At 54.3% G+C, this 23,651-nt stretch carries 25 protein-coding genes and 1 tRNA gene; 13 read left to right on the forward strand and 13 right to left on the reverse strand.

All coding sequences use genetic code 11. The features are described from left to right. Positions 1-51 precede the first annotated feature (51 nt). On the reverse strand, positions 52-621 hold the full coding sequence (locus HV107_RS10470; protein WP_182063133.1) for a TetR/AcrR family transcriptional regulator: 570 nt from the start codon (positions 619-621) through the stop codon (positions 52-54). A gap of 187 nt (positions 622-808) precedes the next feature. Here HV107_RS10470 and HV107_RS10475 point away from each other — a divergent pair, with 187 nt between their 5' ends. Next, positions 809-1,228, forward strand: coding sequence for a GNAT family N-acetyltransferase (locus HV107_RS10475; protein ID WP_182063134.1), 420 nt, complete (start codon positions 809-811; stop codon positions 1,226-1,228). Here the strand turns inward: HV107_RS10475 and HV107_RS10480 are convergent. Then, on the reverse strand, positions 1,225-1,872 hold the full coding sequence (locus HV107_RS10480; protein ID WP_182063135.1) for a TetR/AcrR family transcriptional regulator: 648 nt from the start codon (positions 1,870-1,872) through the stop codon (positions 1,225-1,227). The genes HV107_RS10475 and HV107_RS10480 overlap by 4 nt on opposite strands. A gap of 93 nt (positions 1,873-1,965) precedes the next feature. Between HV107_RS10480 and HV107_RS10485 the strand changes: the two genes are divergently transcribed. From HV107_RS10485 to HV107_RS10500, 4 genes are all read left to right on the forward strand, one after another. Further along, positions 1,966-3,453 (forward strand): MDR family MFS transporter, encoded by a 1,488-nt coding sequence (locus HV107_RS10485; protein WP_182063136.1) that lies wholly within the window; start codon positions 1,966-1,968, stop codon positions 3,451-3,453. 170 nt (positions 3,454-3,623) lie between these two features. Continuing rightward, a complete protein-coding gene (nlpA, locus tag HV107_RS10490; protein ID WP_182063498.1) occupies positions 3,624-4,442 on the forward strand; it encodes a lipoprotein NlpA in 819 nt (272 codons plus the stop codon). A 124-nt stretch (positions 4,443-4,566) separates the two neighbouring features. Beyond that, positions 4,567-5,346: an MBL fold metallo-hydrolase gene (locus tag HV107_RS10495; protein WP_182063137.1), complete on the forward strand. Its 780-nt coding sequence runs from the start codon at positions 4,567-4,569 to the stop codon at positions 5,344-5,346. Between the two features lie 26 nt (positions 5,347-5,372). After that, positions 5,373-6,326 carry a GlxA family transcriptional regulator gene (locus HV107_RS10500; RefSeq protein WP_182063138.1) on the forward strand — a complete coding sequence of 318 codons (954 nt, stop codon included), beginning with the start codon at positions 5,373-5,375 and terminating at the stop codon, positions 6,324-6,326. A 28-nt stretch (positions 6,327-6,354) separates the two neighbouring features. Here HV107_RS10500 and HV107_RS10505 read toward each other — a convergent pair whose 3' ends face one another. Beyond that, the gene (locus tag HV107_RS10505) at positions 6,355-7,443 is read right to left on the reverse strand and encodes an AAA family ATPase (RefSeq protein ID WP_182063499.1); all 1,089 of its coding nucleotides are present in this window, start codon (positions 7,441-7,443) and stop codon (positions 6,355-6,357) included. A gap of 54 nt (positions 7,444-7,497) precedes the next feature. After that, positions 7,498-8,463, reverse strand: coding sequence for a LysR family transcriptional regulator (locus tag HV107_RS10510; RefSeq protein ID WP_182063139.1), 966 nt, complete (start codon positions 8,461-8,463; stop codon positions 7,498-7,500). Between the two features lie 114 nt (positions 8,464-8,577). Here HV107_RS10510 and HV107_RS10515 point away from each other — a divergent pair, with 114 nt between their 5' ends. Further along, positions 8,578-8,892, forward strand: a complete 315-nt coding sequence (locus tag HV107_RS10515; protein ID WP_182063140.1) for a DUF1330 domain-containing protein — start codon at positions 8,578-8,580, stop codon at positions 8,890-8,892. 11 nt (positions 8,893-8,903) lie between these two features. Then, positions 8,904-9,431: an NAD(P)H-dependent oxidoreductase gene (locus tag HV107_RS10520; protein WP_182063141.1), complete on the forward strand. Its 528-nt coding sequence runs from the start codon at positions 8,904-8,906 to the stop codon at positions 9,429-9,431. Between the two features lie 83 nt (positions 9,432-9,514). Here the strand turns inward: HV107_RS10520 and HV107_RS10525 are convergent, their stop codons facing one another. From HV107_RS10525 to HV107_RS10535, 3 genes are all read right to left on the reverse strand, one after another. Then, entirely contained in the window at positions 9,515-10,474 is a 960-nt protein-coding gene (locus HV107_RS10525; protein WP_182063142.1) for a DUF523 and DUF1722 domain-containing protein, read from the reverse strand. Positions 10,475-10,576: 102 nt separating this feature from the next. Next, on the reverse strand, positions 10,577-10,951 hold the full coding sequence (gene uraH / locus HV107_RS10530; protein WP_395675796.1) for a hydroxyisourate hydrolase: 375 nt from the start codon (positions 10,949-10,951) through the stop codon (positions 10,577-10,579). Positions 10,952-11,085: 134 nt separating this feature from the next. Then, entirely contained in the window at positions 11,086-11,811 is a 726-nt protein-coding gene (locus HV107_RS10535) for a MerR family transcriptional regulator (protein ID WP_182063144.1), read from the reverse strand. 117 nt (positions 11,812-11,928) lie between these two features. Here HV107_RS10535 and HV107_RS10540 point away from each other — a divergent pair, with 117 nt between their 5' ends. Together HV107_RS10540 and HV107_RS10545 are read left to right on the forward strand one after the other, a co-directional pair. Beyond that, positions 11,929-12,453, forward strand: coding sequence for a lipocalin family protein (locus tag HV107_RS10540; protein ID WP_182063145.1), 525 nt, complete (start codon positions 11,929-11,931; stop codon positions 12,451-12,453). Positions 12,454-12,530: 77 nt separating this feature from the next. Continuing rightward, positions 12,531-13,529 carry a class I SAM-dependent methyltransferase gene (locus HV107_RS10545; RefSeq protein ID WP_182063146.1) on the forward strand — a complete coding sequence of 333 codons (999 nt, stop codon included), beginning with the start codon at positions 12,531-12,533 and terminating at the stop codon, positions 13,527-13,529. Between the two features lie 485 nt (positions 13,530-14,014). On the opposite strand, the gene HV107_RS10550 is transcribed toward HV107_RS10545, so the two are convergent. After that, complete coding sequence (locus tag HV107_RS10550) at positions 14,015-14,623, reverse strand: hypothetical protein (protein ID WP_182063147.1); 609 nt, start codon at positions 14,621-14,623, stop codon at positions 14,015-14,017. Between the two features lie 176 nt (positions 14,624-14,799). Here HV107_RS10550 and HV107_RS10555 point away from each other — a divergent pair, with 176 nt between their 5' ends. Continuing rightward, on the forward strand, positions 14,800-15,237 hold the full coding sequence (locus HV107_RS10555) for an acetyltransferase (RefSeq protein WP_182063148.1): 438 nt from the start codon (positions 14,800-14,802) through the stop codon (positions 15,235-15,237). Positions 15,238-15,346: 109 nt separating this feature from the next. Here the strand turns inward: HV107_RS10555 and HV107_RS10560 are convergent, their stop codons facing one another. After that, positions 15,347-15,526 (reverse strand): hypothetical protein, encoded by a 180-nt coding sequence (locus HV107_RS10560; RefSeq protein ID WP_182063149.1) that lies wholly within the window; start codon positions 15,524-15,526, stop codon positions 15,347-15,349. A 53-nt stretch (positions 15,527-15,579) separates the two neighbouring features. Continuing rightward, complete coding sequence (locus HV107_RS10565; protein WP_182063150.1) at positions 15,580-15,864, reverse strand: SymE family type I addiction module toxin; 285 nt, start codon at positions 15,862-15,864, stop codon at positions 15,580-15,582. 125 nt (positions 15,865-15,989) lie between these two features. Here HV107_RS10565 and HV107_RS10570 point away from each other — a divergent pair, with 125 nt between their 5' ends. Then, a complete protein-coding gene (locus tag HV107_RS10570) occupies positions 15,990-16,181 on the forward strand; it encodes a toxin-antitoxin system HicB family antitoxin (protein WP_182063151.1) in 192 nt (63 codons plus the stop codon). A gap of 62 nt (positions 16,182-16,243) precedes the next feature. Then, on the forward strand, positions 16,244-17,455 hold the full coding sequence (locus HV107_RS10575; protein WP_182063152.1) for a DUF3644 domain-containing protein: 1,212 nt from the start codon (positions 16,244-16,246) through the stop codon (positions 17,453-17,455). An 8-nt stretch (positions 17,456-17,463) separates the two neighbouring features. Here the strand turns inward: HV107_RS10575 and HV107_RS10580 are convergent. Further along, a tRNA-Sec gene (locus HV107_RS10580) sits at positions 17,464-17,558 on the reverse strand. Positions 17,559-17,885: 327 nt separating this feature from the next. Between HV107_RS10580 and yicI the strand changes: the two genes are divergently transcribed. After that, positions 17,886-20,204: an alpha-xylosidase gene (gene yicI, locus HV107_RS10585; protein WP_182063153.1), complete on the forward strand. Its 2,319-nt coding sequence runs from the start codon at positions 17,886-17,888 to the stop codon at positions 20,202-20,204. A gap of 60 nt (positions 20,205-20,264) precedes the next feature. On the opposite strand, the gene HV107_RS10590 is transcribed toward yicI, so the two are convergent. Both HV107_RS10590 and HV107_RS10595 read right to left on the reverse strand, forming a co-directional pair. Next, positions 20,265-21,968, reverse strand: a complete 1,704-nt coding sequence (locus tag HV107_RS10590; RefSeq protein ID WP_182063154.1) for an AsmA family protein — start codon at positions 21,966-21,968, stop codon at positions 20,265-20,267. Positions 21,969-22,087: 119 nt separating this feature from the next. After that, the gene (locus HV107_RS10595) at positions 22,088-23,479 is read right to left on the reverse strand and encodes an NCS2 family protein (protein ID WP_182063155.1); all 1,392 of its coding nucleotides are present in this window, start codon (positions 23,477-23,479) and stop codon (positions 22,088-22,090) included. Positions 23,480-23,651: the final 172 nt, after the last annotated feature.

The following is a 23,651-nucleotide window of genomic DNA, read 5'->3' on the forward strand; positions in this document are numbered from 1 at the left end:
GGAAATGTAAAAACGAGAAATTACCTATCTCTTTTAATTATTCACATACGATTACTTTGCAGTGAAAAGCATATTTAAAATATCCTGGTAAATGGGCTGTAACTGTTCTGATGGCACCTTTAAGGGTGTTAACCGACGGTATATGGTGCCCTCGATCATCACGGCGGTGATCTCCACGCAGCAGCGGATATGCTCGTCGCTGAGGTGGGGAAATTGCTTTTTCAGGTGTGTGCAGGCGTTGGCAAACATGCGGGCTTCGGCCTCGATAAGCATGGTCGCCACCTGCGGGTTGCGTGTTGCTTCGGCGGACATTTCGAGCATCAGCGCATCGTCATCTTCGTTAAGCGTCAGGCGTGAGGCCAGGGCTTCCGGCATTCCTTCTACCAGCGTTTTGCCTTCCATCTCTTCGATGCGCGAGTCGATAATCCGGCGGATCATCTCTTCGATAATGGCATCTTTGTTACTGAAATAACGATAGATTTGCCCGACGCTGAGCTTCGCCTCGCTGGCGATTTGCGACATGCTGGCAGCGTGAAATCCGCTGACGCGAAAACAGCGTCGTGCCGCAGTGAGGATCTCGTCCTGGCGTAATTTTTGGCGTTCTGCAAGCGTTGGGCTCATCGTTGGTTACCGTGCAAAAGTGAGGGTGATCGTTCTCATTATATGTTTTAAGAGCGTATTGGAAAGAGTTTTTTTTAATTACATTTTGAATGAATATTTCCAGATAAAAAGAATGAAGGAATTAAGGAGTTTCTGTGAAGGAAAGGCTGTGAGATATTAAGAATGCACAGAAAATAAGGAGAACAATATGCACCTGAGCACGACTGATAATGTCACACAGCAAGAGAAAGACGAGTTATTAACGGGATTGAGAGCCTACAACGGGCAATTTTTGGATCTGATGACCTTTAGTAGTGATATTGGCGTTTATGTGCGAGACGATAAAGGCGTAATGTTGGGTGGGTTAATCGGCGTGCGTAAAGGCGACTGGTTAAACATCGACTTTCTGTGGGTCAGCGATAGCGTGCGGGGTTCCGGCGTAGGCAGCCAGATTATCAAAACGGCAGAAGATGAAGCCCGACGCAAAGGCTGCAAGCACGCGCTGGTGGATACAGCCAGCTTCCAGGCGCGCCCGTTCTATGAAAAGCTGGGGTATCGGCTACAGATGTCCCTGCCGGACTACCCGTATCCGGGAATGCAGCGGCACTACCTGACCAAATCTCTCTAACCGCCTATCCCATGGCCAATCACCGCTAAGGCATGGCGCACAATGATCTCCGGCGAGAGGGTTTTCAGCCTCTCGTCATTGCGCATCCGCGAGAAGGGCACAAGCACCAGGCTCAGCAGCGTGGTGAATAACAGCTCCGGCGCAAGCTCACGATTCAGTTTTCCTTCCTGCTGCCAGCGTGTGATGGCGGTAAGCGTTGCCTGATATTTCTCATCGCCAAACCGCGCGTGCAGGTGCGTGCGCAGAACCGGCATCTCGCCAATCACTTCCTGCATCCACAGCGGCGCAAACCAGTGGTGTTGCCCGGCCAAATCGGCCAGAGCCTGCACCATCTGCGTCAGGGCTTTCACCGGGGAGTCCGGGTATTCGGCAAAAACAGCGCCGATCTTGCTGCGTAATGGCAGGAAACGTTCCTCAATCATTGCATCGAGCAGCTGTTCCCGGGAGTTAAAGTAGTAGTGCAGCATCGCAGGCGTCACGCCCGCTTCTTTCGCAATCGCGTTCAGCGACGTATTGGCAATCCCCTGGCGGGAAAAGAGATGCAGCGCGATATCCAGCAGCTGCTCGCGGCTGGCGGTAACACGTTTGCCACCGCGCGGGCGGCCAGGGCGGCGGGGTTCAGAATTGTCCTTTTGTGCTGACATGGTCACAGTATCTCTTGATCTTATTCATCACTTACACAAATATTAATTATCCAATTAATTAATTTCAAGTGATGTCTTATGGAGTCCGACGTAATGGCTCAAACTGCGCAAAAAGCGCCGTCGATTAAGCTGCTGTTCAGCGCACTGCTGCTGGTGATGCTGCTCTCTGCGCTGGATCAGACGATTGTCTCCACGGCGCTGCCGACCATTGTTGGCGAGCTGGGCGGGCTGGATAAACTCTCCTGGGTGGTCACGGCCTACATTCTCAGCTCCACCATCGTGGTGCCGCTGTACGGCAAATTTGGCGATTTGTTTGGCCGGAAAATCGTCCTGCAAATTGCGATTGTGCTGTTCCTGGCGGGCTCCGCGCTGTGCGGGCTGGCACAAAACATGACCCAGCTGGTGCTGATGCGTGCCCTGCAAGGGCTGGGTGGCGGCGGGCTGATGGTGATTAGCATGGCCGCCGTGGCGGACGTTATTCCGCCTGCCGAGCGTGGACGTTATCAGGGACTGTTTGGCGGCGTGTACGGCCTGGCAACGGTTATTGGGCCGCTGATTGGCGGTTTTATCGTGCAGCACGCCTCCTGGCGCTGGATTTTTTACATCAACCTGCCGCTGGGACTGTTTGCCCTGCTGGTGATTGGCGCGGTGTTTCATGGCAGTGCCCGGCGCAGCAAGCACGAGATTGACTACCTGGGGGCGATTTACCTCAGTATGGCGCTACTGTGCATCATTCTGTTCACTACTGAAGGCGGGACCATCCGCCAGTGGAACGACCCGCAGCTGTGGTGCATTCTGGCTTTTGGCCTGACGGGGATCATCGGGTTTATTTACGAGGAACGCCTGGCCTGGGAGCCGATTATCCCGCTGTCGCTCTTCCGCGATCGCAGCTTTCTGCTGTGTAGTCTGATTGGTTTTATCATCGGGATGTCGCTGTTTGGCTCGGTGACCTTCCTGCCGCTCTATTTGCAGGTGGTGAAAGACGCCACGCCAACGCAGGCCGGTTTGCAGCTGATCCCGTTGATGGGCGGATTGCTGCTGACCTCGATTATCAGCGGGCGGATAATCAGCCATACCGGGAAGTACCGCCTGTTTCCGATCCTCGGCACGCTGCTGGGTGTGGTCGGGATGGTGTTGCTGACGCGCATTTCGATTCACTCCCCGACCTGGCAGCTGTACCTGTTCACCGGTGTGCTGGGAATGGGGCTTGGGCTGGTGATGCAGGTGCTGGTGCTGGCGGTGCAAAACAGCGTGTCGGCAGATCAGTACGGTGTGGCGACCTCCGGTGTGACGCTGTTTCGTTCCATCGGGGGGGCGATTGGCGTCGCGCTGTTTGGCGCGGTGTTCACGCACATGCTGCAATCCGGCCTGATGGACCGTTTACCGGAAGGGGCTAACCTGCCGCGCGCGCTGGATCCGACCGCTATTCATCATCTGCCTGAGACCCTGAAGCTGGATTATCTGGATGCGTTCGGCTCGGCTATCCACGCCGTGTTCCTGCTGGCTGCGAGCATTATGGTGCTGGCGTTTGTGCTGTCGTGGTTTTTACGTGAAGCGCCGCTGCGCAAAAGGTATGAGTGATTTCCTTCGCCCGGTGGCGCTACGCTTACCGGGCCTACAACTACCACTCACGGAGGCCGGGTAAGCGCAGCGCCACCCGGAAAAAAATTGTATATAACTTATCCTTCTTATTGATTCCTTTTCGGTTTTTAGCACGCCGCTTCGTTGTCGATATAGTCATCAAAACGTTTATCAAAAGGAACTGTCTGGTGAAATTTCGATTGGGTGCTCTGGTTCTCGCGGGCCTGCTGCTGGCGGGTTGCGATCAAGGTGGCAGCGATGCCAAACACATTAAAGTCGGCGTGATTAACGGCGCGGAGCAGGATGTGGCGGAAGTCGCCAAAAAGGTCGCAAAAGAGAAATATGGCCTGGATGTCGAGCTGGTGGGCTTTAGCGGATCGCTGCTGCCAAACGATGCCACTAACCACGGTGAACTGGACGCCAACGTCTTCCAGCACCGACCGTTCCTGGCGGAAGATAACAAGGCGCACGGCTACAAGCTGGTGGCGGTTGCCAATACCTTCGTCTTCCCGATCGCCGGTTATTCCCGCAAGATAAAATCCGTGTCTGACCTGAAGGATGGCGCGACCATTGCCATTCCGAACGACCCGACCAACCTTGGCCGCGCGCTGTTGCTGCTGCAAAAAGAGAAGCTGATTACCCTCAAGCCTGACGTTGGCCTGCTGCCGACGGCGCTGGATATCACCGCAAATCCCAAAAACCTGAAAATCATGGAGCTGGAAGGGGCGCAACTGCCACGCGTGCTGGATGACCCGAAAGTCGATGTCGCCATTATCAGCACCACCTATCTCCAGCAAACCGGGCTGTCGCCTGTGCATGACGGGGTCTTTATCGAAGACAAAAATTCGCCGTACGTGAACATTGTGGTGACGCGTGAAGACAACAAAGACGCAGAGAACGTGAAAGAGTTTATTCAGTCGTATCAGTCACCTGAGGTGGCGAAAGCGGCAGAGACTATCTTTAACGGCGGCGCGGTACCTGGCTGGTAAGCACTCTGGCGGGGAAACCCGCCTTTTCATATTGACCCGATTCCATCGATCATCGCCCTTTAGCCCACATCACAAAACGGCTCATCTGGCTATTCTCCTTATCACACCAACCGGAGGATAACCCATGAACATCACCCAAATTCGCAATGCCACCCAGCTGATTACCTACGCCGGAAAACGTTTTTTAATTGACCCGATGCTGGCACCAAAAGGCGCGTATCCCGGCTTTCCTGGCACGGCGCGCGCAGACATTCGCAACCCGATGGTCGAGCTGCCCGTTGACGTAAAAACGCTGCTGGATGCCGATGCGGTGATTGTCACCCACACCCATGACGATCACTGGGATCATACGGCCATTGAGCTTATCGCCAAAGACAAGCCTGTCTACGTGCAAAACGACAGCGATGCCGCGCTGCTGCGCAGCCAGGGATTCACTCACCTGACGGTGATGACCGAAGAGACGACCTTTGGCGATATCCGCATTGCGAAAACCCACGGCGGCCAGCACGGTACCGACCGCGCTTACGCTGTGCCGGAGCTGGCAGAACGTCTGGGCGAAGCCTGCGGCGTGGTCTTCCGCCATTCTGACGAGAAGACGCTATACATCGCAGGCGATACCATCTGGCGTGAAGAAGTGGCGGCCGAACTGCAAAAACACCAGCCGGATGTGGTAGTACTGAATGCCGGTTATGCGCATGTGCTTGGTTTCGGGCCGATTATCATGGGCGAGCAGGATGTGCTGAACGTCCATTTCCTGCTGCCGCAGGCGCAGATTGTGGCGACCCATATGGAGGCGATCAATCATTGCCTGTTAACCCGTCGCGCCCTGCGCGAATATGCCGAAGCCAACCAGTTCAGTGATGCGCTGAGCATTCCCCAGGACGGCGAAAGCGTTATATTCTGAACACCACAAAGGGAAAGGAGAGACTGATGCCGCCAGTAAACGTCGCGATTGTCGCGGTGGATGGGTTTAGCCCGTTCCACTACTCCGTTCCCTGCATTCTGTTTGGCGATACGGTATCGGGTGAAAAGCGCTTTAACGTCACGATCTGCGCCGAAAAGCCGGGATTGCTGACCTCCAGAGACGGCTTTGCGCTGAATGCCTCGCAGGATTATTCCGCGATTGCGCAGGCCGATATCGTGGTAGTGCCTTACTGGCAGCACGTTCTGGAGCGCCCGCCGCAGGTATTGCTCGAAAGCCTGGTCCAGGCCAGGGACAACGGCGCGGAGATCGTCGGCCTGTGTCTGGGCTCGTTTGTGCTGGGCTATGCGGGCATTCTCGACGGCAAACGCGCGGCAACCCACTGGGAGTTTGAGCACCAGTTTGCGTCACAGTTCCCCGACGTGAAGCTGGATATCAACGCGCTCTATGTTGATGACGACAACATCATCACGTCCGCAGGCACCGCCGCCGCACTGGATTGCTGTTTGTATATCATCCGCCAGCGCTTTGGCAGCGTGGTGGCTAACCAGATTGCCCGGCGGATGATTGTACCGCCGCACCGTGAAGGCGGGCAGGCGCAGTTTATTGCCCAGCCGGTGCCAAAAGATACCCGCGATGCGCAGATTAACTGCCTGATTGATTATCTCCAGCAGCATATTACCGAGCCGCATAATCTGGACTCTCTGGCGGAGGTTGTTTCCATGAGCCGCCGTACCCTGACCCGCCATTTTGTTAAGGCCACGGGCATGAGCGTTGCCGACTGGCTGACCGCCGAGCGCCTGCGGCGCAGCCAGATCCTCCTTGAAGCCGGAAATCTGCCGATCGAAAGCGTGGCCGGGCAGGTGGGATTTGTGTCGGCGGTGACGTATCGCCAGCAGTTTAAGGCGCGTTTTGGGGTCAGCCCGGCGGAATGGCGCAAGACCTTTCGGACTCATTCGTAGGCCGGGTAAGCGTAGCGCCACCCGGCGTTTATCCCAGCCTCTCCATCCTCGTTTCCCCCTCTACCATCGACAGCTGATACAGCGAAAACGAACGGTGTTTTTCAATCAGCTTTGCCAGCTCTGGTGAGTGGCTGGTGAGCCAGATCTGTGAGTAGCGGCTGGCCTCGGCAATCAGGCTCGCCAGCGCGGGCAGCATCTGCGGATGCAGGCTGTTTTCCGGCTCGTTGAGGGCGATAAAGGCCGGTGGGCGCGGGCTTAACAACGCCACCGCCAGACACAGGAAACGCAGCGTGCCATCGGAGAACTCAGCCGGCTCCAGCGGTCGGCTTAACCCCTCGCGCTGCATCATCATCCGAAAACGTCCGCCAGAATTGTCGCTGTAAAACACGCAGCCGGGGAACGCCTGATCGAGGATGCGCATCAGCAGCAGCTCGTCGCCAATTTCGATAGTCGTCTGAAACGCCGCAGCCAGGTTGGAACCATCGCTGGCCAGCACCGGCGAGCGGAAGCCAACCTGCGGGGCGCGGATCGCCGAGCCGGATGAGACAGAAAACTCGTGATAAAAACGCCAGTTCCGCAGGGATTCACGCATCTGCGACACTTCCGGGTAGAGATGCGGTTCGCCGAGCTGCCCGAACACCGATTCGTTCTCATACAGCGTGCCGCTGTGGGTCACTTTTTCGTGATGCACGTTATTCAGAAACACGGCCTGGTTTTTGCGCTTCATCAGCTGTGACGACGGGCGACGATGCTGGCCGCTCAGCCAGATGGACTCCTCTTTGATCACCGGGTCGAGCTGAAACTGCGACGGATAGGGCAGCTTTTCGACAAAACCCACCTGCAATTCGTATTCGTAGGTTTCGGTTTCCACCGCCAGGTTCATGCGCCGCAGCTGGTCGCTGCGCGTTTTGCCTGCCCAGAATACCTTCAAAATCCCGCCCTCATTCGCCAGCGCCTGAGAAAACTGCCCCTGCGCCGCGCTGTGCATCAGGTAAATCGCCTTATAGATATTCGATTTCCCGGTGCCGTTTGGGCCGAAGACGATGTTGAGCTGTTCCAGCTTCAGCGACATGTCGCGGATTGAACGGTAATTCTGAATGTGCAGGGTGTTAATCATCAGCGAGGGCCTGTTTTTTGAAAAAAAAGTCATCGTCTTTGTTATTCATATCATTTAAACCACTAAAACGGCGGCGTAATCCGCCAGCCTTTCGGGTGGGAAATGCAGCGATGCATCCTGGCGAAAAGCATCCAGCAGATACTCCACTGTGGCTTTCACGCGCGGCGCGACCAGCGCACGGTGGGGATACTGGATAACCATCTCGTAATTACCAGGGTCGTGCTGACCGACCAGCACGGCTTTTAGCGCCCCGGCCTGCAAATGCGCCAGCGCGTGATGCACACCCACCTGAGCAATACCCAACCCCAGCAGTGCCGCTTGTGTCTGGGCTTCCGGTGCGGAGAGCGTCACTGCCGCGGCGTCTGGCTCAAGTGTGGTCAGGCTGCCATCGCTTCCCCTGAACCCCCATGGCGAGACACGTCCCCCTAAAAAACGCCTGGCGATAAGATGATGATGCGCCAGGTCAGCAGGTGTTTTGGGTACGCCGCAACGCGCCAGATACTCAGGCGAGGCAACTAGCGCGGTTTTGAGCTGGCAGACGGGCCGCGAAATCAGCGACGAATCGACAATGCGCCCGCCGCGAATGGTCAGGTCGTAGCCGTCGGCAATCAGGTCTGTCACCCGGTCGTCAAAATCCACTTCGACTGAGATACCCGGATAACGTGCCCGCAGCCCCGGCAGCACCGGGAGCAACTGCTCGCGCCCGAAGGCGGCGCTGGTGGAAATGCGTACGTGACCGCGGGTTTCCATTTTGCGAGCCACCACGGCATCCATCGCCGTATCCAGCGCGCCGATAGCAATCCGTGCCTGTTGCAAAAAGGCGGTTCCCTCTTCGGTCAGGCTCAGCGTGCGCGTGGTGCGGTTCATCAGCCTGACGCCCAGCGCCTGTTCCAGCCCGGCGATGTTTTTACTGACCGCGGCAGGGCTGATCCCCTGGCTGCGTGCGGCGGCGGCAAAGCTGCCCGCACTGGCGGCTTCTACGAATGAGACAATCGCGCGAACTCGCTGTGATAACTCCATGTTTCACTCCCGTATTCACAACCTGAAGTTGATTATCTATTAACCATAACCCTAATTCTCGTTACGAGTAAACGGGCACATACTCTTGCCATCAACCCACAGTGAGGAACTTGTATGAACGTGTCCGAGCCTGCTTATTTCATTTTTGATGTGGTTATTCATGACCCTGCGGCGATGCAGCCGTACCGGGAAAAAGTCGAGGCCAGCTATAAAGCCTTTGGCGGTAAACGCCTGGTGATGGGAGGCCGGTGCGACACCGTGGAAGGCAACGGCCCGCAGGGGATGCTGGTGATGTTGCAGTTCGACAGCGCGGAACAAGCGCACGCCTGGCACGATTCCCCTGCGTATCAGGAGATCATTCACTACCGACACGCCGCCGCCAGCACCAACGCCTGGCTGGTAAAAGGCGTAATGCCGGAACAACAATAAAGGAGACACCCATGAAAACCTTAGCGATTGTATCCCATCCTTATGCGTCTCAGTCTCGTATTATCAAGGCCTTACAGCAGACGGCAGAGGGTGTAGATAACGTCATCGTCCGCAATCTGGAAGCGATGTACGGCAACGACGTGAACGCCATTAATGTGGCGGCAGAACAGGCGGCGTATGACGGCGTTGACCGCGTGGTGTTTATCTACCCGACTCACTGGTTCAACCTGACGCCAATGCTGAAAGGCTATCTGAATGAAGTATGGCAGTACGGCTGGGCGTTTGGTGCAGGTGGCGAAGCCCTGAAAGGGAAAAGCCTGATGGTGGTCACCTCCGCAGGAGCCAGTCCGTTTACGTACTCCCACGAAGGGCTGATCCAAAGTTCGATGGATGAAGTGCTCAGCCCAATGAAAGCCAGCGCGCTGTATGTGGGCATGAACTGGCTGCCACCGCTGGCGTTTTATGAAGTGGCAGCGGCGAATCGCGACAAGTTACCGCAGTTCCGCGAGGCGCTGGCTCAGGCGCTGTGCGCGGCGTAAAAAAAAGACGACAGTGAGGTGTCGTCTAAACGGGGTACTGCCTGAGGCCTCTTTCGTTCCATGGACCCTTTGCATACTTTCTTTCAGGTGATAGCCAGGCGCAGACCTAAATCGTCCGGGTAGGGATCAAAATAGTTTTGCGTCATCAGATACCGGTCAGGATATTCGGCCATGTAGTGTTTGAGCAGAGTCAGCGGCGCGAGGATAGGCAACAGCCCATCGCGATAGTGCAGGATCACATCGCGCAGTTCGCCACGCTGGCTGCTGTTGAGCTGATTACGAAAATAACCCTGAATATGCATCAGCACGTTGGTGTGATTTTTCCGCGAAGCGGGTTTCTTCAGGATTGTCATCAGCTTATCGCGGTACGCCACAAAGAAGGCGTCCAGATCCTCCCACTCGTGCAGCGAAGCGACGAACGGGCCGATTTCGCGGTAACCCGCCTGATGGTGCGCCAGCAGCTGTAGTTTATAGCGGCTGTGGAAGTCCAGCAGCGCGCGGCGCGTCAGGCCGTTGGCACGCAGGGTGTTCAGCTCATGCAGGGCAAAAACGCGTTCGATAAAGTTTTCCCGCAGCACCGGGTCGTGCAAACGACCATCTTCCTCTACGGGCAGCCACGGCCGGGATTCAAGGAGGGCGGAGGTGAACAGCCCGACACCCTCCTTGCGGCCCCGGTTGCCGTTTTCATCATACAGCCGCACACGCTCCATACCGCAGCTTGGCGATTTCGCACAGACGATAAATCCCGCCAGATCGTCGATTTTAGGCAGATAATCCGCCGTAAAGTCCGCCATTTTCTGCGTGAGGTTTTCGTGAGGCGGCTTGCTGAAACGCAGCTGCGTATCACCGCTTTCTGTCAGCGTTAAACGAATAGCAGGGCGCGGCGTAGGCAGGCCAATCGCCATTTCAGGGCAGACGGGCCTGAAACCGACCCACTGGGCCAGTTCATCCATCACAAAGCCCATACGCTTGTGTCCGCCGTCAAAGCGAACGGCGGAACCGGTCAAACATCCGCTAATACCCAGCACAGGTTTCGTTGTCATGGTGTGTATCTCCAGTTCATATCATTAAAACTTACACAACATGTCTAATTTGTCCAAGTATTAGCGGAATTGTTTTTTCTTTCCGTTTAAAATCAATGGTGATCAACTACCCTTGTAAGTCGAATATCCGTACTGGCTAAGCAGGAGCGGGATGTGCAACTTTTCGTTGGTGCGGGTCACGGTAAACAGCACCGGGATTTCCGGGAAGAACGTGTCCAGTTTCTTCGCGTGGAAGTAATCAGCCGTTTTGAACGTCACTTTGTAGACGCCTGGCTGCATATCCTGATCCTCCGGATAGAGGGATTTGATGCGTCCGTCATGGTCGGTTTTACCGCTGGCAAGCGGGGTCCATTTATCCTGCTGCTGCTTTTCCAGCGTGACGGTAACGCCCGGTGGCGGTGTGCCGGTTTGCTGGTCAAGAATGTGAACACTCAGCGTACCGACAGGGGCGCTAAACGCGGCGGGGGCGAAGGCCATGGTGGCCAGGATCAGCAGGGGGGTTGTCTTTTTCACGGTATTTCCTGTGGAGTTATCAGTCACAGGAAAACGTTAGCATCTGCGGTGCGGAAAAATATTCAACTTTTCGTGAAGTTTCCCGCAGAGGAAAATAATCAGAGGATAATGACGTCCAGCGATACCTGCTGCTGCCACTGTTCCACCTGTTTTTTCCGCGCCACGGTGAGTTTGCCACGAGTCACCAGCAGCCATTTCCTGTCCGGAAAAATCTCCGGTGCCAGCATGGCTGGGGGGGTGGGCAAAACATCAATGCGGTGGCCCTGGCCGGTACGCGTTAAGGCTTCGAGCCAGATTTCACCCGGGTCGTTCAGGTGCCAGCCGGTCAACAGAAGGTTATCACCCGGCGCTTTTTTATCGCCCTCCAGGCAAAAGGAGGTATAGGCGATGATAATACCGTCGAAGATATCGCGCAGGGTCATGGCCGCAGGGATGTTGGCCGACATTTGGCTTCGCACCGGACGCAGAACATTCGCTACCAGTTCAGGGCGCGGATATTCGCGACCGGCGTCGTAAATCATCTGGCGCAGGGACTCGATTTTGCCCTCCTGCAGACGTTGAAGCATGTTTTGTTGCAACGTTTGCCAGTTGTTGGTACGACGCGGCACCGGGCGTTCCAGCAACGGTTTGACCTGGCCAATCGGAACGCCTTTTTTTACCCAGTCGAGGATTTTCAGCGCCTGTTGAACATCTTCTTCGCTGTAAAGGCGATGACCACCCTCCGTGCGCTCTGGCTTAAGCAGGCCGTAACGGCGCTGCCACGCCCGGAGCGTGGTGGCGGTGATGCCGCTGAGTCTGGCGAATTCGCCGATGGAGTAAGCCATGTCAGTGCCCGGAGAGGTAGAATAATCTCAATATACTACGAATTTTTGCTGACGGGATGAAGCACCTTCACGGTGCACTACACTTAACGTCCGATCGTGCAAATGAAAGGAATTCTCATGAGGATATGGCCTGTTGTGACCGGTGTCGCCATTGCCCTGAGTCTGGTGGCCTGTAAATCTCCCACGCCGCCGAAAGGCGTGCAGCCCATTACTGGCTTTGATGCCAGCCGCTATCTCGGCAAATGGTACGAAATTGCCCGCCTGGAAAACCGCTTTGAGCGCGGGCTTGTGCAGGTGACTGCAACCTATGGCGAGCGCGGAGACGGCGGTATTAGCGTACTTAACCGGGGTTACGATCCGGTGAAAAACGAGTGGAACGAGAGCGAGGGTAAAGCGTACTTTACCGGCGCGCCGACTACCGCCGCGCTGAAGGTGTCGTTCTTCGGCCCGTTCTACGGCGGCTATAACGTGATCGCGCTGGACGATGCGTACCAGTTTGCGCTGGTCAGCGGTCCGAATCGTGATTACCTGTGGATCCTGTCGCGCACGCCAACCATTCCCGATGAAGTGAAACAGGAATACCTGAATACTGCACGTAGCCTGGGCTTCCGGGTTGACCAGCTGGTGTGGGTGAAGCAGTGAAGATCGTGCTTTCTTCGTAGGGTATTACTGGCCTGCCTGGATAGACTTCCGTTAAAAGCGCAACGGGGGACGATGAGATGAACTGGCAGCCTTTTCGCGGCAACGCGCCGGAAAATATGACCATTTTTAGCGCCTCATTTCCCGACGTCAGCGACCAGTGGCCGATGAAAGACGACACCATCCGCGAAATAAACGCTATCGACCAGGCACTGAAAGCGGATACCCGGCTCATGTCCCCGTTGCTGGATTACGAAGAAGGCGGGCTGCCGATTCTGGTGCCCCGGCACCGTTATTCTGAACAAGCCTACCGCAACCGCCCGGCGCTGGAAGCCTGGCGCACCCGGCTTGTCCCCACTGCGCTGGCGCTGTTTGTGCTGCAAAATCCGCTGGAGGAACGCCTTCCCGAAGGAACAAAAATGGACAGCGACAGCCGCCAGTGGTTTATCCACGCCAACGATGCCATCGGCATTCGCTCTCGCGCCAGGGTGTTGGGCGCACTGGTCGGAAAGTATATTCACAACAATATCGAAAGCGACTGGGTTAGCCTGGCGTGCGGCGCGGCGATTCCGGTGCTGGAGGCATTGCGCATCGCCAGACTGAATGGGCAAAACGTGCATCTTTCGCTGGTGGATAAAGACCCGGTTGCCCTGAGATGGGCGGAAACGATGGCGGCGCAGGATGGGCTGACCGTGGATGAACAGCTGACCCTGCTCAGGCGTGATCTGGTACATACCCTGGTGCGAAACGAAGATTTACTGCTGGAGCTGGGCGAGCATCAGGCCGACCTGGTGGATGCGCTGGGGATTTTCGAATATTTCAACGACACGGATGCGGCGGTTTTTTTGCAACGCGCACTGCGGCTGGTGAAGCCTGGCGGCGCGGTGATTGTGTCGAACATGCTGACCAGTAGCCCGCAAATCGACTTTGCCCTGCGCTGCATTGGCTGGGAACACATCTTCCCGCGTTCGTTGCAGCAGTTGCAGGATATTCACCTCGCGGCGGGTGTGCCGGTGGAAAATGTCACCGTGATTGTGCCGAAGGACGGGGTGTATGCGGTGATGGAGATTAGAACGTAGCGCGATCGGTTCCCTTTCCCCGTGGGCTGAGGGTTCCCCAGTAATTTTTGTCTTTAATTCAGCGATGATATTACGCCATTGAATTAAGGGACTTACAGCGGTGTCATGGTCCGGCTGAAAATCGCCGAAGCGTTTACGGAAGGCCGGGGTGATGCGCGGCGAGGGCGGCTTTACAGGGATGTTTCATCCGCCCGTCCCCGATTAGCCTGGAGCAAACGCTGAGGGCATCGCGAAGCGACGATTTTCTTGCCGGGAGCCCGGGTCGCCAGGGTAGCGGCGGTGAGCTACCCTGGCACGTTCACCGGTATTGTGGTGACAGAGTAGCAAGGAACGTAAAGTGAACGGAATGACCACCGCAGCCGTATGTTCCCCTCACCCCAACCCTCTCACCAAAAAGGAGAGGGAGCCGTCCGTGCTCGTATTTTTGTGGGGATTCCTCAACCCCGTGGGAGAGGGTTAAGGGGACAGGTCGCAGAGAAGCGTTATTATTTGCTCAAGATACAGACATAGGCGGTTGAGGGTACTGTAACCCCTGGCACAACTTGTGACAGAACACATGTAGGTTTGCATGGATCAGAGGGAGGCTTATCCGCTAGTGAATCTATTACCCCTATCAAAATGCAGAGGACAATAATGAGCGAATAGGGTAGATGAACAAAATCCTGAAATGCGGCGCTTCTGAATCGTTGCCATTTTTTGGCTGGTCTGTAGGCGGTTTCGTAACCGTAGATGGGTTCATCTTTCGAGTAAGACTTAAACCACCAATGATAAATTTGTAATGGCTTCGGATCTTTGAATAACACATGTGGGTCCTGGCGAAAGTGCGCTTCAATAATCCGGATTCGATCCGCAATAGCATACTGGAACGTTTTCCATTTTGCCTCGAGATACCAAAAACACAGGGCGATCAACGAAATAGCAAACAGAGTGAGTAATGTTACATGTTTGTCTGCATTGGTACCCAATGCGAACCCAGCCAATGCCCCAGCGCCAATCCATCCCTTTATCACTAAAGCTCTGCGATCGTAGTCTTCATATTGGTCCTGTAGCTTTAAATATTCATCTTTGAGAAAGCCATCGCTTTGATCTGCCATTTCAGGATCTCCAGCCGCTTATGTAGCCATCGTATTCAGATCGTAGTTTTGTTCTTGGCTGGCGCTTTCACATTCATGCCTTTGCATTAGCCCTGCAACTTTTTCCCTTTGGCCTAAGACTTTTCTCTACTTCTGATGGCTTGATTTTAGGTTGGCTGATAGCCATGATCCCCCCCATGAAAATAGAAAACGCAGTCCCCTCACAATTCGAACGTCTTGTCGCGATCTGGGAATCTTCCGTTCGTGCCACTCACCACTTTTTGCAGGAAAGCGATATTGCGGCGCTGCGCCCGTTATTGCTTAACACGTATTTACCCAACCTCCGGGTCGTGATTGCCCGCGATGAAGCGGGAGTGATTCACGGCTTTTTAGGTGTTGATGAAAACCGCATTGAAATGTTATTTGTCGATGACGTAAGCCGTGGGAAAGGTGTCGGCAAATTACTGCTGAAATACGCCATTGAACATTTTGGCGCGAACGAAGTGGATGTTAACGAGCAAAACCCGCAGGGCGTCGCGTTTTATCGCCATATGGGGTTTGAGCAGGTTGGCCGCTCAGAACTGGACGGGCAGGGGAATCCGTTTCCGCTGCTGCATATGCGGTTGGGGTTATAATATTTACCCCGCTGGGGCTCAGAACATCCCCTCAAAAAATGTCTGCACGAACGTCCTCTCTCCCTTTGGGAGAGAGGACGACGTCACCGAACATGAATAATGATGCTTATTATGAGTTCTTAACCCCTGGTGGAACTTGTAAGTCCGGCTTACAAGTTGCTTGCGACAGCTTTTCCTCTTCCTCATCCAGTTGCAGATCGATTGCATGGCTCATTTCCTCTGCCATCTCTTTAACTCGCAGCTGGCTTTCCGGTGGACGGGATGCAATCGCTTCATTTAACGTTTTCATTTTGTTGCCTCCAGGCTTACCCGTCTGTTTTGTTATCCAGGTTTCCGGAAAAACTAATGAGCCAATGCACCCTGGATTTCGGTCAACTTCGCTTGCGCGTGTTTGTAATCGTCCAGCAACTTCTGCTCGTTCTCGCTATACGCCATCAACACTATGCAGCCTTTCATGACTTTCACCGTGACCTGGTGTCCGGTTTCAAACCCCGCCGCGCGCAGCCATTTGCCGGAAAGAATAATATTGGGTGTAGATTTGTCGTGAACCTTCGGGCGATATCCCACAATTAACGAACGCTCGGTTCCGGTTTCGTCGGTGTCTGGGGTAGAATGCAAATCAGCCATAATCAACTCCTTGATAGTTGGTGAGGTTAGACGCTCCGGTTGTGTTCCCGCACATCGGGGCGTTGCAAGTAAAGGAGGTTTAGGTGGCCTCCTATGTGCCTCAGAGTAGATGGATAGGTGGCCTCATGTCAATCATATCGCGCGAAAAAAAACCAAAAGGCGGCGGGCAGTCTCCGCAGTTTAAAATGCGTATTGATCCGGCATTGAAGGAGCAGTTGGATGCTATGGCTGCTGAGGAAGGGGTGAGCCTCGCCAGCTGGTTGAAGGAGCTAGCGAGGGAGGAGTTGAGAAGAAAAGGATTTGAGCCAAAAGGATAAGGAATCTACTAGGTATAACTAATCAGCAAGTTGCATTGATTAAGTGGATAAAAGGAATTTTTATGACACGCACAGTTAATCAGTTAAAATTACTAGAATCGCTAAGAATAAACGAAAAAAATAATAATACATTTACACCGTTAGATTTAGCCAAAGAAACAGGTTATTCAGAGAACAGTATAAGGAAATATATAAATGAAAAGTTGAATGGAAAATATGTACATAGCGCAGATGGAAAGACTTGGAGATGCCAAGGGATTTTGAAAATATCAAATGATGAATTCATTTCATTAATGTCCCAATCTTTAAAAGCTAAATCATTAACTCCGGATATAAAAATTTATAGGTCACTCTTAAAAAGAAGCCTAGATGCATTTATATTATCCTTGGAGGTTTATAACAGACCTAGTCTAGATAATAGAATCGAAGCATTTTGTATTTTGTCGGTAAATGCTTGGGAGCTTTTATTAAAGGCTGAACTAATAAAATCCTCAGGTTTGACGACGGTTTTCAACAAAAATGGATATTCCATCTGTATTTCTGATGCAATAAATAAACGTTTGCAGCAAAATGATCCTGTAAAGAAAAATTTAGATGTTTTAATTGAACTTAGAGATGGTGCAATACATCTTCTCCTCCCTGAGTTGCAACCAGAATTATCTCGTCTTTTTCAGGCAAATGTTTTAAATTTTCAACAAAGATATTTAAATGAAACTGGAATGTCCCCATTAGCAGGACAAAGCGTAGGGATGCTTAGTCTAGTTATTGATGGACCTAAAAGTAATTTAGCAACGATTAAAGAAAATTACGGAGAGATGACGGCAAATGTAGCAAAGGATTTTCTAACACGGTTTCATAATACTGTTGAAGAGCAAAATTCAAATGAATTCAGTATATCCATTGATTATAGACTGACGCTAACTAAATCAGAAAAAGACAGCGATCTGTCTCTAGGTGTAGGAAATAATGGAAGTAACGCTATTATTATCAGGGAAACCCGTGATCCAGATATCACACATCCTTATTATCAAGGATCTGCAATTGAGCGAATCAATCAATTGTTAAATAGTAAAGCGATAACAAAATATTCTTTTAATGCCATAATTAAAAAACACAATATCCAAAAATCAAAACGTTCTGAAATGCACTATACAATTGATGAACGTCATCGTTACTCTGAAAGGTTCATTCAATGGATAGTTAAGAATTTGGAGCAACCAAAATGGTTAGATGAATCAATTACATTTTATAAAAATATAACGAAGAAAAAATAGCAAACTATTGGCGGAAGATCACAGGAGTCGAACCTGCCCGGGAACGCTGGCGTCCCCAACTGGATTTGAAGTCCAGCCACCTCACCGGAGATGACGATCTTCCGCGCCTGCATTGCTACATGGAGGCGGGGCGCATTATAGCTACTTTCAGGCATTTACCACATACCCCGACACACTTTTTTCACGTCTCTTTTGACCTGTATTAAGTCATTTAAGTTAATTCTTAAGAAAATCCTCATGTTAGCCCTGCGTGCTCCCAACATTTACCTCGATCACAAAAAACAAGAAACGTAATTTGCTAACCAGAAAACGCAATACTCGCCCCTGGAACAATGGTTTAAAACCTCTGTAACCGGTCTCAGTGACCTTATCGCTACAGGGCAGGCATCTGACGACCAGCAAAGAATTACAGAACTAAGAGGACGATAAGATGAAAATCAGTGATGGAAACTGGCTCATTCAACCTGGCCTGGAGGTAACTTACCCGGTGCAGGTATTTGATGTGGAACAGCAGGGCAACGACCTGGTGGTCTACGTTGCGCCGCGTGATGTGCGCGAGCGCGCCTGGCAGCTCGACAGCCTGATGTTTACGGTTCGTCTGTTCGCGCCACAGGAAGGGATTGTCGGGGTGCGCATTGAGCACTTCCAGGGGGCGCTGGATAACGGCCCGCACTATCCGTTGAACGTGCTGAAAGACGTGAAGGTAGAGATTCAAAACAATGCGGAATTTGCCGAGCTGAAAAGCGGCAACGTCAGCGTACGCGTCACCAAAGGTGAGTTCTGGGCGCTGGATTTCCTGCGTAATGGCCAGCGTATTACCGGCAGCCAGCTGAAAAACAACGGCTACGTGCAGGACAGCAACACCGATCGCAACTATCTCTTCGAACGTCTGGATCTGGGTGTGGGCGAAACGGTCTACGGGCTGGGCGAGCGCTTTACCGCACTGGTGCGCAATGGCCAGACGGTCGAAACCTGGAACCGCGATGGCGGCACCAGTACCGAACAGTCGTACAAAAATATCCCGTTCTATCTCACCAACCGCGGCTACGGCGTGCTGGTGAATCACCCACAAAACGTCTCGTTTGAAATCGGCTCTGAGAAAGTCTCCAAAGTGCAGTTCAGCGTTGAAGGCGAACATCTGGAATATTTCGTGATCGACGGCCCGACGCCGAAAGAGGTATTAAACCGCTATACGCAGTTCACCGGGCGTCCGGCGCTGCCGCCGGCATGGTCTTTCGGCCTGTGGCTGACGACCTCGTTTACCACCAACTATGACGAAGCCACGGTAAACAGCTTCATCGACGGTATGGCCGAGCGCGACCTGCCGCTGCACGTTTTCCACTTCGACTGCTTCTGGATGAAAGCCTTCCAGTGGTGCGATTTCGAGTGGGACCCGGTGACCTTCCCGGACCCTAAAGGGATGATCCGCCGCCTGAAGGAAAAAGGACTCAAAGTCTGCGTGTGGATCAACCCGTACATTGGCCAGAAATCACCGGTGTTTAACGAGCTAAAAGAGAAAGGCTATCTGCTTAAACGCCCGGATGGCTCTCTGTGGCAGTGGGATAAGTGGCAGCCGGGTCTGGCGATTTATGACTTTACCAACCCGGAAGCCTGTAAGTGGTACGCCGACAAGCTGAAAGGCCTGGTGGATATTGGCGTGGATTGCTTCAAAACCGACTTTGGCGAGCGTATCCCGACCGACGTGCAGTGGTTTGATGGCTCGGATCCGCAGAAAATGCACAACCACTACGCCTACATCTATAACGAACTGGTGTGGAACGTACTGAAAGAAACCGTCGGCGAAGAAGAGGCGGTGCTGTTTGCCCGTTCAGCGTCTGTGGGGGCGCAACAGTTCCCGGTGCACTGGGGCGGTGACTGCTACGCCAACTATGAATCGATGGCAGAAAGCCTGCGCGGTGGGTTGTCGATTGGTCTGTCTGGCTTTGGCTTCTGGAGCCACGATATCGGCGGGTTCGAAAATACGGCCCCGGCGCATGTCTACAAACGCTGGTGCGCGTTCGGGCTGTTCTCCAGCCATAGCCGCCTGCACGGCAGCAAATCCTACCGTGTGCCGTGGGCGTACGATGACGAGTCCTGCGACGTGGTGCGCCACTTCACGCAGCTGAAATGCCAGATGATGCCGTATCTGTATCGCCAGGCCGCGCTGGCGCGTGAGCTGGGCACCCCGATGCTGCGGGCGATGATGCTGGAATTCCCGGACGATCCGGCGTGCGATTATCTCGACCGCCAGTACATGCTCGGCGATTCCATGATGGTTGCGCCGGTGTTCTCCGAAGCGGGTGATGTGCAGTTCTATCTGCCGGAAGGACGCTGGACACACCTGTGGCACAACGATGAAATCCAGGGCAGTCGCTGGCACAAACAGCAGCACGACTTCCGCAGCCTGCCGGTGTACGTGCGCGATAACACCCTGCTGGCGCTGGGTAACAACAACCAGAAGCCAGACTACGCGTGGAACGAGGGCACTGCCTTCCAGCTGTTTAACCTGGGCGATGGCGCAACGGCAGTCAGCGAAGTGCCTGCGGCGAATGGCTCGGTGGTGTTTACGCTGAAGGCGTTACGTCAGGGCGACGTCGTGACCTTTACCGGCGCGGGAGAAGCGAAAAACTGGTCGGTGTGCTTGCGCAACGTGCAGAAGGTGAGCGGCGTGAAGGGCGGTTCACACGCGGGCAGCGAGTGGGGCGTGGTGGTGAAAGCGGAGGGGGATGAGGTGGTGGTTCACCTTTAATTCCCCTCACCCTAACCCTCTCCCCAAAGGGGCGAGGGAATGGTTTGCTCCCTCTCCCTTTCAGGGAGAGGGCTGGGGTGAGGGTGGTGTTGAAACCACACCGCCCGTCATCGTCTGCTGCACCTGCTGTTTATCCATATTCACCGCGTTCAGCTTGCCGTTCACCGTTGGCTTCAAGGGCGCACTGGCCTGCACGCTGCCGCTGGCGGTCAACTGCACATTGCCATCTCCCGCAATCGGCAGCGCTGGCCAACCCCAGTGCTGGATCACGTTCAGCGGCACGCCTCGCCCGTTCAGGCTGACTGTGGTTTGCCGCTGCGGCAGTTGTGAAACCGTCGCGGTGGCCTCCAGAATGCCTTTCTCGGTAAAGGCGCTCAGCTCGCTGATGTTAACGGTCGATGCGTTGGCATTCAGCGTGAGCGACGGGCGTCGTACGTCCACGCGGTTAAAGGTCGCTGCTGCGCCATTCAGCGTTGCGCTGCCGCTCCACACGCCCCACTGGTGGTCTTTTGCCAGTTGCAGGTTTGCGCCGTAGCCGTCCAGAGAGGTAACTTGCCACGGGAAGGCCGGATCGATATCAATCACCAGGTTGCGGCTCAGGCCGAATTTTTTCAGCGTCACGCTGTTCAGCCATTCAGGCAGCGGGTCCATCCACAGGGTTTTCCAGTTCTGCGGCAGAGTGTATTCCAGCCCGGCAATGGCGGCATCGTCCAGCACCAGCGATTTGCCGTCGCGCTGCCAGTTGCCGGAGGTGCGCACCATGCCGCCCTCCCAGCGAGAGGTAAACTGGCGCAGCGCAATGCCCTGCGGGGCGAATTCTGCATTCAGGATCGGGTCAAACAGATGCACAGAGCCATAGATAAACTCACTGGCGTTCATCGATAACCACCCCTCCTGGCTTTGCCAGTCACCTTTGCTCAGGGTCAGGTTGCGCAAGCTTAAATCGAGATCCGTCACTGCCCAGTCCGGGCCTTGCAGACGCGCGTCGGTCACCTCCAGCCGGCCAATCTGCAAGGACGGCAGCGTGGTTATGGGGGCAAAGAAATCCATCAGTGATTTATCGCTTTGCAGGCGGATGTCATTCAGGCGCATAGAGTCGATAATCCAGCTGCCATCGGCGTTACGCAGGGCCGAGCCGGTAAGTGAGCCGCGCGCCATATCCGCGCCAATGGTGTTCAGAACCACCTCTTTACCGTTGAGCTGCCCCTGGATCAGCACGTTACTGGCTGGTACGCCATTCAGGGTGAGCGACCCAGCACTCATCTGGATCTGCGCGTTTTTACCCAGCACGTTACCTGCCTCTGGCTGCCACGGGGTCACGCCGCCCGTCACTTTCTGTGCGCTCAGGTCCCAGTCGGTATTCGGGCTGTTAAAGGCCATGTTGTTTAACTGCAAGCGGTCTGCCTGGAAGGGCAGAGGTGCCGTTTGCGGAGAGAGATTCAGCGTTCCGTCATACAGGGTGATGGTATCCACGTGCAGCGGATCGGTTATCTGGCGGCTGCTTAAACCGATATCTACTTTTTTCGCCACCAGAGTGGCGGGTTTGCCGTCACGGCCAAAGGTGATGTTTTCCAGAATGATGTGGGAAGGTGACGAGAAGCGATGATCCATCTGGTCGAAACTGAGTTCGTAATCGGTATTGACCGTGACCCAGCTACTGACCTCAGACGCACCCCAGCGAGTCTGGAGCAGGAAATAGAACGCCAGAACCACAATTAACAGGGCTATCAGAAGATAAACGAGCAGCTTTCCAATAAATTTCATGGTCTTCCATCCCGCGAAACGCACATAAAGGAGTTATGCACGATTTATGCGCAATGCTCAAGGCGGGAATGGTGTAATTAGATGTCACGGCAGGCATTGACTGCCTGCCGTGATGGCGATCAATTTTTTTCAGGCGGGAAAACGAGGTTCAGTACGATGGCCGTAATACCGCCAGCCGCGATGCCGGAAGAGAGCAGGTTTTTCAGCCAGTCTGGTGCGAACTGAAGGATCAGCGGCTGCTGAGAAACACCCAGGCCGACAGCCAGAGACAGCGCGATAATCATGATCGCACGACGATTCAGCGGCTCGCGCGAGACAATGCGCACACCCGATGCGGCGATAGTCCCGAACATCACAAGCGTAGCGCCGCCAAGCACCGGCTCAGGAATGTGCTGCACAAAACCACTTACTGCCGGGAACAGGCCGAGCACGATCAGCATCAGTGCCACCACAAAACCGACGTAGCGGCTGGCAACGCCGGTCAGCTGGATCACGCCGTTATTCTGGCCGAAGCAGGAGTTCGGGAAGGTGTTGAACACCGCAGAGACAAACGAGTTCAGGCCGTTTGCCAGCACGCCGCCTTTCAGGCGTTTCATGTACAGCGGGCCAGAAACCGGCTGCTCAGAGACATCAGACGTCGCCGTAATATCACCGATGGTTTCCAGCGAGGTGATCATAAAGACCAGCATCAGCGGCACCAGCAGACCCCAGTCAATGCCCAGGCCGTAGTACAGCGGGGTCGGGATGGTGATTAATGCACTGCTGGCGGGGGCAGCATTTTCCGGCAGCATCCCCAGCGCCCATGCCAGCAGATAGCCGGCAGCCATGGCGATCACCAGTGACGCGACGCGCAGGTAAGGGTTACGCTGACGGTTAAGCAGAATAATGATCGCCAGCACCACGCCTGCCAGCAGCAGGTTTTTCGGTGCGCCGAAGGTGTGGTCGGCCATTGCGCCATAACCGCCGCCGATGGAGGTCAGGCCAACCTGAATCAGAGACAGGCCGATAATCATCACTACCACGCCGGACACCAGTGGGGTGATCACGCGGCGCGCCAGGTGCAGAACGCGGGAGATAACCATTTCCGTGCAGCTTGCCAGCATCAGGGTACCGAACAGGGCTGCCATCATGGTCGGGACATCGGCACCACCGGTTTTCAGCGCCGTGCCGCCCATAATCAGCGGTGCCACAAAATTAAAACTGGTGCCCTGAATCGACAGCAAACCCGAACCCACCGGACCCCACGCTTTAATCTGAATAATCGAGGCCACGCCAGAGGCGAACAGGGACATGCTGATGATGTGTTGTGTGTCCTGAGCCGGTAAACCAAGCGCCTGGCAAATCAGCAGAGCAGGCGTGATCACCGCAACAAACATCGCCAGTAAATGCTGACAAGCGGCAAACAGGGTTTGAGGCAGCGGTGGGCGATCTTCAAGGCGGTAGATTAATTCACTGTTCTGCGGCTGCGCAATCGGTTGCGCATCGGGAGACTCTATGGTGTTAACGGACATCGGCAGCAATCCCACGGTAGAAAAGCGGGCATTTTATCTGACCAGTTGGTAAAAGCAAACGATTGCCAGCAAAAAAAGATAAGAAAATCTGCCGCTGCGGGCACCTTTTTTACACGCCGTCAGGAAAAAAAATTACACTTTTTACGCGGGTGGCTCATGACGAGCGCAAACC

The sequence above is a fragment of the Enterobacter sp. RHBSTW-00175 genome (assembly GCF_013927005.1).
Classification (GTDB): domain Bacteria; phylum Pseudomonadota; class Gammaproteobacteria; order Enterobacterales; family Enterobacteriaceae; genus Enterobacter.